The organism is Haemophilus parainfluenzae (genome assembly GCF_003252795.1).
Classification (GTDB): domain Bacteria; phylum Pseudomonadota; class Gammaproteobacteria; order Enterobacterales; family Pasteurellaceae; genus Haemophilus_D; species Haemophilus_D parainfluenzae_K.
In genome coordinates, this window is sequence record NZ_QEPQ01000001.1 from 381,233 (window position 1) to 392,949 (window position 11,717).

Consider the following 11,717-nt stretch of genomic DNA (forward strand, 5'->3'; position numbering starts at 1 on the left):
CTCTTTTAGCGATTTAAAATGAGATAACTTTATTTTAACGCTATATATTTTTTAACATAGTAAATAAATTTTGGTAGAATGTCATCGTTATGTTTTTTATTATATAGCATTTATTATTCATAGCTAAAGGTGAAAAAATGAAATGGGATGTGATTTATAAGTTTTGCTTGCTTTCTATGCTCATTGCAGGATTGGTAGGCATCTTGTTCAGCGGCTTAGGGATCTACTTTCAGTGGCCCATTCAAGGCATCTTTCAGTTGCATTTAGGTTCGGCATTACTGCTTATTTTGGGCGTGGCTTTACACTTCTTTAATCGAAAAAATAAAGCGGTCAAAATTGTGCAACAATTTACCGATTTAGTGACACATAATCGCTATCCCACCTATTGCAATTTAGATCGTTTGATTATGACGTTTGAACACTTTTCAATTCTTCAAATTGCGGAGCAACTTCAGCTCAACCCTTCGATTTTATTCTCCGAATTAGCTAACGGAAAAATAAACTTCAGCGATGCTAACCGCACTTTGCGAGAAAATTTCCCTCATAATGATGAAAAAATTTTCGCCGCGATCACCATTGCATTGAAGTTACGCTTCAACCCTAACCTAAAAGGATGTTCTAATGGAAAAGAAACTGCTTTGCATCGCCATTAGTTTAGCTTGCTTGCCTGCTTATGCCGAAAATGTATTTACCCTTGGTCAAATTGAAGTCATCGGTGAAAAATCAAGTGATCTCAGCACCGCGCGTATTGACCAGGCTGAATTACAAAAAATAACCAAGATCGAGTGTCTGATGTAGCAAAAAGCACACCGGGTGTGTTTGTCGAACATGGTGGTGCACGCAACGAATACAACTTACTCGTGCGTGGTTTTAATGCTCGCCGCGTACCCGTATATATGGATGGTATTCCTGTTTATATCCCTTATGATGGCGAAATGGACTTGGGGCGTTTTACCACCTTTGATTTATCTCGTATTGATATTTCTAAGGGCGCAAGCTCTGTGCTTTATGGCGCAAATACGATGGGTGGTGCCGTGAATTTAATTTCTAAAAAAACAACTCAACCTTTCGAAGGTTCTATTGGCTATGGCTTTTCACACGGTAAAAGTGGTGGCACAGCAACCAATAAAACAGATTTTAATTTAGGCACTAAACAAGAACTATTCTATGCGCAAATAAGTGGTTCTTTTGTTGAAAAACATGGCTTACAACTTTCTCATCATTATCAACAAATCAATCCAAAAGGCGATGATGGCGGTCGAGCCGAAAATTCTAAACAACGTGATAAAAAATTAAGTTTGAAAGTCGCTTATACACCAAATGAGCATGACGAATACACACTGGCGTTCTCCACACAAAAAGGCACAAAAGAATCACCGTTCTATTCTGGCTCTGATAGTTTTGAACGCTATTGGCGCTGGCCGATGTGGGATAAAGACAGTATCTATTTCCTTTCCCATACTGAATTTGGCGCCCACAATCTCACGCTAAACACGAAGGCATTTTATGACACCTTTAAAAATGATCTACGTGCTTTTGATGATGCCACATTCAGCACTCAAAAGAAAAAATCAAGCTTTAATAGCTATTACCGTGATTATTCCTACGGTGCTGGCTTTGATTTAGGCGGGGATTTAACCTCAAAAGACCGCTTAAAATTCTCTACCATCATTAAATATGACGTACATCGCGAACATAATGATGATGAACCGACCGCAGTAGATAAAGATCGTACCTACAGCTTTGGTTTAGAAAATACTCATCGTTTTAATGAGCAAACCTCTCTGATTACAGGCATCAGCTACGATAAACGCGATGCTAGCCGTGCAGAGAAATTTGAAAAACAATGTGTTTCAACTCACCAAAAAAATGCGATTTGTCCATTTGATATCGGTAATAAACACGCCTTTAATTATCAAATCAAACTTGCCCATCATTTCTCTGAAAATGATGAATTTGCGCTAAGTTTTGCGAAGAAAACACGTTTTGCCACAATGAAAGAACGTTATTCTCGCCGATTTGGTCGTACTGAACCGAATCCATTCTTAAGCCCAGAAACCGCTTACCATTACGAAGCTAGTTATATGCATACCTTCGGCGATTGGTTAAGAGTGGATAGCGCACTTTTTTATTCTGAAGTAAAAGATGCCATTGAAGAAGTCTCGATTAGCAAAAAACTCAATCAATATCAAAATGTAGGCAAAGAAGCCTTTAAAGGTGCTGAATTAGCGGTTAATCTTTTTGCAACAGATAATTTAACGTTAGGGGCAAACTACACCTATACGCATGCAAAAAATAAAACCCAAGATACCATTGTGAAGAATGTGCCAAAACATAAATTCTTTGCATTTGTTGATTGGAAAATATTACCAAATCTTTCACTTTATGTGAGCCAAGAAGCGGAACATGGCCGTTATTATTTAGATGGCGGTGAAACTGTGAAGCTCTCTGGTTTTGGAAACAGCAATGCGAAATTAATCTATGAACCGGTTTCAGGATTAAGTTTAGAAGCGGGTGTCTCAAACCTCTTTGATAAAAACTATTTCTATCAAGCAGGTTACCCAGAAGAAGGACGCGTTTATTTCGGCAATATCCGATATAAATTCTAAAATAAAAAACGGGCAACTTGTGAAACAGGTTGCCCGTTTTTTTATAAAGTTATTAATCTTTCAGCGCTTTGATTTTTTCAATCACATTTGTAGTTGAACAGCCATTTTCGAAATTCAATACACGAACATCGCCACCATTCGCCCACACTTCTTTGCTGCCTGCAATCTCTTCAGGTTTGTAATCGCCGCCTTTCACCAATAAATCCGGTAAAATCTCACCGATTAAACGTTGTGGTGTATCTTCATCAAAAGAAACCACCCAATCCACTGATGCTAAACCAGCCAATACTGCCATACGTGCATTCAGATTGTTAATTGGGCGACTTTCACCTTTTAAGCGTTTGACTGAATCATCCGTATTCACGGCAACAATTAAACGGTCACCAAGTTTGCGAGCATTTTCTAAGTAAGACACATGGCCAGGGTGAAGAATGTCAAAACAACCATTTGTCATCACAATTTTCTCACCGCGCGCTTTAGCATGATCGACCGCCATTTTTAATTGGTTTTCAGACATAATACCGAAACCCGTTTCAGAACGGCCATGGATGGCATTCTCTAATTCCACAGTAGAAACCGTTGATGTACCCAATTTACCGACCACAATACCTGCCGCCACATTAGCTAAATAGCAAGATTCTTCAAAAGAACGTCCATCTGCAAGTGCAGTAGCTAAGACACTGATTACCGTATCGCCCGCACCTGTTACATCGAATACTTCTTTGGCAACAGTTGGTAAATGGAACGGCTCTTGATTTGGACGCAGTAGTGTCATGCCTTTTTCAGAGCGCGTCACTAAAAGTGCGGTCAATTCAATGTCTGAAATTAATTTTAAACCTTTCTCAATGATTTCTTCTTCAGAATCACACTTACCTACTACTGCTTCAAACTCTGACATATTTGGTGTCAGTAAAGTCGCACCACGATAACGCTCAAAATCCGTGCCTTTTGGATCGATCAACACGGGCACGTTCGCTTTGCGTGCAATTTGGATCATTTTTTGCACATCTTTTAACGTGCCTTTACCATAATCTGAAAGCACTAACGCACCAAAGTTTTTCACTTCCGCGTCTAATTTCGCAAGCAACTCATGACATTCCACGTTTTGGAAATCTTCTTCAAAATCCAAACGAAGTAATTGTTGATGACGAGACAAAATACGTAATTTCGTAATGGTTGGGTGAGTATCCAATGCCACAAAATTACAATCAATTTTTTGGTGCTGTAATAAATTGGTTAAGGCTGTACCTGTTTCATCTTGACCAATTAAACCTAAAATTTGTACTGGTACGTTAAGAGAAGCAATGTTCATTGCTACGTTTGCTGCACCGCCCGCTCGTTCTTCATTATTTTGTACACGAACTACAGGAACCGGTGCTTCCGGTGAAATACGATTAGTCGCACCAAACCAGTAACGGTCAAGCATCACATCGCCTAACACTAATACTTTTGCTTGATTAAAATTGGCAGAATATTGAGCCATTTTGAAATCTCTCTGTTGGGATAATAAAATTTGGCGCAATTTTACCACAACTCAAATTTGCGATAAACTACACGCCGAACTAACCAGAAAAGAATTATGAAAAACGAAAAACTCCCTCAATTTCAACCGCACTTTCTTGCCCCCAAATACTGGGGGTTTTGGCTTGGTGTGGCGATTTGGCGAAGCCTTTTGTTACTTCCCTATCCAATTCTACGTCATATTGGCAATGGCTTAGGCTGGCTTTTCTCAAAATTAAAAGTGGGAAAACGTCGTGCCGCGATTGCTCGCCGAAACCTTGAACTCTGCTTCCCAGAAATGCCTGAGCAAGAACGTGAAGCCATTTTGCAAGAGAACTTACGTGCTGTTGGAATGGCAATTATTGAAACCGGCATGGCATGGTTTTGGTCTGATGCGCGCATTAAAAAATGGTCCAAAATTGAAGGGCTAAATTATTTAAAAGAAAATGCCCAAGACGGCATAATCTTTGTGGGTGTTCATTTCCTTACCCTTGAATTAGGCGCGCGTATTGTGGGATTACATCATCCTGGCGTAGGCGTTTATCGCCCTAACGACAATCCTGTACTGGATTGGTTGCAAATTAAAGGCCGATTACGTTCAAACAAAGATATGCTAAATCGAAAAGATCTGCGTGGCATGCTTAAAGCCTTACGCAAAGGTGAAACCATTTGGTATGCGCCTGATCATGATTACGGCCGAAAAAATGCCGTATTTGTGCCTTTTTTTGCTGTAAAAGAAGCGGCTACCACAACGGGCAGTTATTATCTGCTTAAATCTGCACCAAATTGTAAAGTCGTCCCTTTTGCTCCATTGCGTAATAAAGACGGCTCAGGCTATACGGTCAGTATTTCTCCACCAGTAGATTTTTCCGATCTTTCAGATGAAAAAGCGATTGCTGCAAGAATGAATAAAGTCGTGGAAAAAGAAATCTTAAAAGATGTGGAACAATACATGTGGCTACACCGCCGATTTAAAACGCGTCCAACTGAGGATGAACCAAGTTTGTATTCATAAGTGCGGTTGATTTTTCATCTATTTTCGAACACAAAAACGACACATCGAAAAATAGGGAAATTTTTCCTTATTTTTTTCTTGATCTTTATATAATTAAATATATAATGAATCTCGTTTTAGATAGTAAACTTGTTTTATTACAAACACACTACTGGCTAGTGCATTCCCCCCCACTCCTTTTGCACTAGCCATTTTTTTTTAAATCCCTTACCATATCTCACCTTTTTCTTTTCTCTCAAAAATAATGAACAATCTAGAACTTGAACGTTTACTAAACGAAAAACTTAGCACAGATAGAATCAATGATTACGCGCCTAACGGTTTACAAGTGGAAGGTAAAGCAGAAATCCAAAAAATCATTACAGGCGTCACCGCAAGCCAAGCATTAATTGATTATGCTGTCTCACAACAAGCTGATGCGATTCTTGTCCACCACGGCTATTTTTGGAAAAGCGAAAATCCGTGTATTCGCGGTATGAAAGGCAAACGCATCAAAACCTTACTTGTGAATGACATCAATTTATACGGCTACCATTTACCCTTAGATATTCACCCTGAATTAGGCAACAACGCAAAACTTGCTCAGTTATTAGGAATTGGCGATCTTCAACCTTTAGAAAATAGCGCAACCAGCATTCCTGTTTGGGGAACGTTAAAAAATCCTGTTACCGCTGAAGAGTTTGCGCAACGTATTGAACAAGTGCTTCACCGTAAACCGTTAATTTGCACGGAAAACGGACCGCACTTAATCCGTAAAGTAGGCATTTGTACTGGTGGCGGACAAAGCTATATTGATTTAGCGGCAGCACAAGGTTGTGATGCCTTTATTACCGGCGAGGTTTCGGAGCAAACAATTCACTCTGCTCGTGAACAAAGTATTCATTTCTTTGCGGCTGGTCACCATGCAACAGAACGCTACGGCATTAAGGCATTAGGTGAATGGCTAGCGGCTGAATATGGCTTGGATGTAGAATTTAAAGATATTGATAATCCAGCCTAACTGGTACAAAGTGTGATTGATTGCCGAAAGCACACAAAACAAGTATAATCTCGTCGATTTTTTTAACTCAAACATAGGAAAAAATATGGGTTTCTTAACTGGTAAACGTATTTTAGTAACAGGTCTTGCAAGCAACCGTTCTATCGCTTACGGGATCGCAAAAGCAATGAAAGAACAAGGTGCTGAACTTGCTTTCACTTATTTAAACGATAAATTACAACCGCGCGTAGAAGAATTTGCAAAAGAATTTGGTTCTGACATCGTCCTTCCTTTAGACGTAGCGACCGATGAAAGCATCCAAAACTGCTTTGCAGAATTAAGCAAACGTTGGGAAAAATTTGATGGTTTCGTACACGCTATCGCATTCGCACCAGGCGATCAATTAGATGGTGATTACGTAAACGCAGCAACTCGTGAAGGCTACCGTATTGCTCACGACATCAGTGCATTCAGCTTCGTTGCTATGGCACAAGCGGCACGTCCTTACTTAAATCCAAATGCAGCGTTATTAACCCTTTCTTACTTAGGTGCAGAACGCGCAATTCCTAACTACAACGTGATGTGTTTAGCGAAAGCATCTCTTGAAGCGGCTACTCGCGTAATGGCAGCTGACTTAGGTAAAGAAGGTATTCGTGTAAATGCAATTTCTGCAGGTCCAATCCGTACCTTAGCAGCATCAGGTATTAAAAACTTCAAGAAAATGCTTGCTACATTCGAGAAAACCGCAGCATTACGCCGCACAGTTACTATCGAAGATGTGGGTAATTCAGCAGCATTCTTATGCTCCGATTTAGCATCTGGTATTACTGGTGAAATCGTTCACGTAGATGCAGGTTTCAGCATCACCGCAATGGGCGAATTAGGCGAAGAATAATTTTTCGTACAATCTATTTTTAGGCAGGCTTTTCAGTCTGCCTTTTCTCTTTTTTTAAATATAACTATGTTCCAAGATAATCCATTACTTGCACAACTTAAGCAACAAATCCACGACAGCAAAGAACACGTTGAAGGCGTGGTAAAAAGTACAGATAAAGCTTATGGTTTTTTAGAGTGCGATAAAAAAAGCTACTTTATTGCCCCGCCTGCGATGAAAAAAGTAATGCACGGTGACAAAATCAAAGCCACCATTGAAAAGCAAGGCGATAAAGAACAAGCTGAACCTGAAGAATTAATTGAACCAATGCTCACTCGCTTTATTGCCAAAGTGCGGTTCAATAAAGACAAGAAATTGCAAGTTTTAGTTGATCATCCAAGTATCAACCAACCTATTGGGGCACAGCAAGCTAAATCCGTCAAAGAAGAACTACAAGAAGGCGACTGGGTCGTAGCAAATTTGAAAACGCACCCATTACGTGATGATCGCTTTTTCTATGCCACCATCAATCAATTTATCTGCCGTGCTGATGATGAATTAGCCCCTTGGTGGGTGACATTGGCACGCCATGAGCAATCTCGTCATCCTGTGCAAGGTGCAGAAAGTTATGAAATATTAGATCAACAAACACGTGAAGATCTGACCGCACTTCATTTTGTTACTATTGACTCTGAAAGCACACAGGATATGGACGATGCTCTTTATATTGAACCTATCGAGCAAAATGGTACGCAAACCGGCTGGCGATTAGTCGTTGCCATTGCGGATCCCACAGCTTACATTGCATTAGATTCACAAATTGAAAAAGATGCGAAACTGCGTTGTTTCACCAATTATTTGCCTGGCTTTAACATTCCTATGTTGCCTCGTGAATTATCCGATGAATTATGTTCATTAATGGCAAATGAAACTCGTCCTGCTTTAGTGTGTTACATTGAAACAGATCTTGCAGGTAACATCACGGCTAAACCACATTTTGTATCCGCTTATGTGCAATCTAAAGCGAAATTGGCCTATAACAAGATTTCAGATTATTTAGAACAAGTACCGGATGCATGGCAACCGGAAACACCTGAAATTGCCCAACAAATTGATTGGTTACATCAATTTACTCAAGCGCGTATTCAATGGCGTAAAACCCATTCATTGTTATTTAAAGAGAAACCGGATTATTCCTTTATTCTCGCTGAAAATGGCAAAGTAAAAGAAATTAAGGCGGAATATCGTCGTATTGCAAATCAAATCGTGGAAGAATCCATGATTATTGCCAACATTTGTGCCGCTCAATTCTTAGCGGAGCATGCACAAACAGGTATCTTTAATACACATACGGGCTTTGATAAGAAATTCTTAGAAAATGCCCATAATTTCTTAATGGCAAATTTAGCTAATGAAGAAAATCAAGCCGAGCTTGCAGAGCGTTATTCAGTGGAAAATTTGGCAACCTTAAAAGGTTATTGCCAAATGCGTCATGATATTGAACCAATTGAAGGTGACTATTTAGAATTCCGTTTACGTCGTTATTTAACCTTTGCGGAGTTTAAATCCGAACTCGCTCCACATTTTGGACTTGGATTAGAAGGTTATGCGACTTGGACATCGCCTATCCGTAAATATTCTGATATGGTAAACCATCGTTTAATTAAAGCAGTGCTCACACAGCAAGCTTGTGAAAAACCACAAGATGAAGTCCTTGCTCGCTTGCAAGAAGCCCGTCGTCAAAATCGCCTAGTTGAACGTGATATTGCAGATTGGTTATATTGTCGCTATCTTGCTGACAAAGTCGCTGAAAATGCTGAATTTGATGCAGAAGTGCAAGATGTGATGCGTGGCGGTTTACGTGTTCAATTATTAGAAAATGGTGCATCCATGTTCGTACCAGCTTCCACGTTGCATCCAAATAAAGATGAAATGCAAGTGAATGCTGATGAATTGGCGATGTATATTCAAGGGGAACGCCGTTACAAAATCGGCGATTTGGTGAAAGTGAAACTTACTGAAGTACGAAAAGAAACTCGCAGTATTGTCGGTCAATTAATCATTTAATAACCACTTCCCTTCCATCTAGAAATACCGCTCGTGACACAACGGGCGGTATTTTTTATAGAACCTAAGTTGTAAAAATATTTTGTACGTCGATAGTAATAAATAAAAGGATTATTGGGATATGTTGAAGAACATCGAGATGAGATATTGATATGACATCCCCGCCTTGAAGGCGGGGATAAAATAGATATTTAGGTAGAATTACATTTTAGGAATTTCAACGCCAGATGAAAGCACGTCTTGAATATCGGATTTTAAGACATCTGCTTTTGGTCCATAAATCGCTTGGATACCAGATCCTTTCACGATAAAGCCCATTGCACCTGCTTGTTTCCAACTTGCTTCATCACCCACTAACTCTGGATTATGTACGGTGATACGTAAACGTGTCATACAAGCATCAACATCTGCAATATTATTACGTCCACCAAGTAAGTTGATGATTTGAATAACTTGCGTGCTAGCATCCGCCACTTTTGGCTCATTGCTAGAAGCCTCACCTGAACCTTTCGCATCATAGTTACCATTACGGCCTGCTGTCGCAAGGTTAAATTTCTTAATCATAAAGTTCGCGATAAAGAACATGGCAACGGCAAATAGGATTGATACCCAAATAAAGTTGATTACATCCATACCAATACCGGCTTTAATCGCCATTGGTGTACGTGTTAAGAACTCAATGTTACCGAATGAATGCACACGTAAGTCCACAATATCTGCCATGGCAAAAGCACAGCCTTGTACTAAAGCATAAACAATATAAAGCGGTAATGCGACAAACATAAACATGTATTCGATTGGTTCAGTCACACCTGTTAAGAACACCGCAAGTGCAGAAGAAAGGAAAATACCTTTATAGAGTTTTTTCTTGTCTTCATCCACATTGATATACATTGCGAGGGTCAAGCCCATTAAGATACCAGTTGAACCAATCATTTGTCCTACTTTGAAGCGAGCAGGTGTCACAGTTGAAAGAAGGTCGTTATATTGCGTTAAATTACCTGCATCTTTAAGGTTGATTAAGTCAGTCACCCAGGCAAGCCAAAGTGGATCTTGACCAAATACTTGTTTACCTTGTTGTGCACCAGTTAAGAACTCATAAGTACCACCTAATGAAGTGTAGTTCATTGGGATAGTCAACATGTGGTGTAAACCAAATGGAAGCAATAGACGTTCTAAGGTGCCATAAATAAATGGTGCTAAAATTGGCGCTGAGTTTTGTGAGTTCGCAATCCATTGACCGAAATGATTAATACCGGCTTGAACTAAAGGCCAGAATAATGATAGGAAGATCGCCACTAATACAGAACGATAAATGACAACGAAAGGAACGAAACGTTTACCATTAAAGAACGTCAATACTTCAGGTAATTTACGGAAATTGTAGTAACGGTTAAAAGTTGTTGCACCCACAAAACCGGCGATAATACCAACGAACACGCCCATATTTAACGCAGGTTGCCCAAGCACATTCACAAAGTAATTCGCCACAGGAATTTCACCGGCCAATACTGTACTTACATGTGCATTTGGATCCGCTAGCATTTCAAGTTTCACACCGAAAAAGTTACCGGTAATTAAGTTAATTAAAATGAAAGCAAGGCCAGCTGCAAATGCCCCGCCCGCACGCTCATTTGCCCAGCTACCACCAATCGCTAAAGCAAATAATAGATGGAGGTTACCGATAATCCCCCAACCAATTTGGGCGATAATGTTTCCGACAAGCGCTAGCCATTCCGCATCGCTAATCAAAGGCAGTGAGTTACCAATACTCACCATTAAACCCGCGGCTGGCATCACGGCAATCACAACCATTAGGCACTTACCGAATTTTTGCCAAAATTCAAAACTGAGCATTTTTTTCATATTGATTCTCCTACAAGATGAGAGCTACTTCTACGCCAAAATGGTCGGAAACAATCGGTTTATTTTTTCCATTAAAAATAACCTGACTGGATAAAACCCTTTTTGCTTGATTTAAAAAAATATAATCTAATCGCTTTTCTTGACTATGGCCTTTCCAACCGTCAATCGCTTTCTCCACAGTGATACCGCTATCCTTTTGCTCTGCCATTTCAAATGTATCAAATAAGCCTAAGGATTTAATCTGCTGGTAAGCTTGCTGATCGCTTATTGCATCAGTATTGAAATCACCCATCAGGATTTTAAGATTCGCACTTTGACTTCGCTCTACAATATAACGAACATTATCAAGTTGGTTTTCACCATCACAATTTGGCAAATTGATGTGGCAAGAATAGCATTCAATTAACTGGCCTTGATATTCTACCGTCAAGCCAATGATTTTACGCGAGAGAATCGAGTCAAGACGTTGATGTTGGCTACAATAAAACGCATCAACATCATAAACAGGCAAACGCGTTAAAAATGCAATGCCTTCATCATATTTATCGTAACCAATATGCGAATTGCTCCAAACAAGTGAGTATTTCTGTGCAACGCGTTGATTGATTTTATTTAACAGAATGACACCATAGTTATCTTGCTTTAACGTTGGCGAAATAGCAGGAGACGACATCAATTGATTAACCTCTTGTAAGGCAATGATGTCATAGCCCTTTTCGATAATAGTCTCCGCAAGAATCTCTATTTTTTCCGCTTGGTTAGCTTCTAACCAAGCGTGTACATTCAGGGTAAGTAGTTTCATTGCTT

At 39.7% G+C, this 11,717-nt stretch carries 8 protein-coding genes and 1 pseudogene; 6 read left to right on the forward strand and 3 right to left on the reverse strand.

The window, feature by feature from the left end:
* Window positions 1-137 precede the first annotated feature (137 nt).
* Both DPV81_RS01810 and DPV81_RS01815 read left to right on the forward strand, forming a co-directional pair.
* Window positions 138-653, forward strand: coding sequence for a hypothetical protein (locus DPV81_RS01810; RefSeq protein ID WP_111386449.1), 516 nt, complete (start codon window positions 138-140; stop codon window positions 651-653).
* Window positions 622-2,609, forward strand: a pseudogene (locus DPV81_RS01815) (TonB-dependent receptor plug domain-containing protein). Before DPV81_RS01810 ends, DPV81_RS01815 begins: the two are co-directional and overlap by 32 nt.
* Before the next feature lie 52 nt (window positions 2,610-2,661).
* On the opposite strand, the gene hldE reads toward DPV81_RS01815, so the two are convergent.
* Window positions 2,662-4,092: a bifunctional D-glycero-beta-D-manno-heptose-7-phosphate kinase/D-glycero-beta-D-manno-heptose 1-phosphate adenylyltransferase HldE gene (gene hldE / locus DPV81_RS01820; RefSeq protein ID WP_111386451.1), complete on the reverse strand. Its 1,431-nt coding sequence runs from the start codon at window positions 4,090-4,092 to the stop codon at window positions 2,662-2,664.
* 96 nt (window positions 4,093-4,188) lie between these two features.
* Between hldE and DPV81_RS01825 the strand changes: the two genes are divergently transcribed.
* From DPV81_RS01825 to rnb, 4 genes are all read left to right on the forward strand, one after another.
* Entirely contained in the window at window positions 4,189-5,124 is a 936-nt protein-coding gene (locus DPV81_RS01825) for a Kdo(2)-lipid IV(A) acyltransferase (RefSeq protein WP_111386453.1), read from the forward strand.
* Between the two features lie 244 nt (window positions 5,125-5,368).
* Window positions 5,369-6,124 carry a Nif3-like dinuclear metal center hexameric protein gene (locus DPV81_RS01830; protein ID WP_111386455.1) on the forward strand — a complete coding sequence of 252 codons (756 nt, stop codon included), beginning with the start codon at window positions 5,369-5,371 and terminating at the stop codon, window positions 6,122-6,124.
* 85 nt (window positions 6,125-6,209) lie between these two features.
* A complete protein-coding gene (locus DPV81_RS01835; RefSeq protein ID WP_014065603.1) occupies window positions 6,210-6,998 on the forward strand; it encodes an SDR family oxidoreductase in 789 nt (262 codons plus the stop codon).
* Between the two features lie 66 nt (window positions 6,999-7,064).
* Complete coding sequence (gene rnb / locus DPV81_RS01840) at window positions 7,065-9,044, forward strand: exoribonuclease II (RefSeq protein ID WP_111386457.1); 1,980 nt, start codon at window positions 7,065-7,067, stop codon at window positions 9,042-9,044.
* Window positions 9,045-9,245: 201 nt separating this feature from the next.
* Here rnb and DPV81_RS01845 read toward each other — a convergent pair whose 3' ends face one another.
* Window positions 9,246-10,910: a PTS transporter subunit IIBC gene (locus DPV81_RS01845; RefSeq protein ID WP_111386458.1), complete on the reverse strand. Its 1,665-nt coding sequence runs from the start codon at window positions 10,908-10,910 to the stop codon at window positions 9,246-9,248.
* Between the two features lie 10 nt (window positions 10,911-10,920).
* Window positions 10,921-11,712 (reverse strand): endonuclease/exonuclease/phosphatase family protein, encoded by a 792-nt coding sequence (locus DPV81_RS01850; RefSeq protein WP_111386460.1) that lies wholly within the window; start codon window positions 11,710-11,712, stop codon window positions 10,921-10,923.
* Between the last annotated feature and the right edge of the window lie 5 nt (window positions 11,713-11,717).

Bases quoted from the DNA above. Each gene is read 5' to 3' on its own strand.
- DPV81_RS01810 (WP_111386449.1), top strand. From the start codon at position 138: ATGAAATGGGATGTGATTTATAAGTTTTGCTTGCTTTCTATGCTCATT.
- hldE (WP_111386451.1), bottom strand. From the start codon at position 4,092: ATGGCTCAATATTCTGCCAATTTTAATCAAGCAAAAGTATTAGTGTTA.
- DPV81_RS01825 (WP_111386453.1), top strand. From the start codon at position 4,189: ATGAAAAACGAAAAACTCCCTCAATTTCAACCGCACTTTCTTGCCCCC.
- DPV81_RS01830 (WP_111386455.1), top strand. From the start codon at position 5,369: ATGAACAATCTAGAACTTGAACGTTTACTAAACGAAAAACTTAGCACA.
- DPV81_RS01835 (WP_014065603.1), top strand. From the start codon at position 6,210: ATGGGTTTCTTAACTGGTAAACGTATTTTAGTAACAGGTCTTGCAAGC.
- rnb (WP_111386457.1), top strand. From the start codon at position 7,065: ATGTTCCAAGATAATCCATTACTTGCACAACTTAAGCAACAAATCCAC.
- DPV81_RS01845 (WP_111386458.1), bottom strand. From the start codon at position 10,910: ATGAAAAAAATGCTCAGTTTTGAATTTTGGCAAAAATTCGGTAAGTGC.
- DPV81_RS01850 (WP_111386460.1), bottom strand. From the start codon at position 11,712: ATGAAACTACTTACCCTGAATGTACACGCTTGGTTAGAAGCTAACCAA.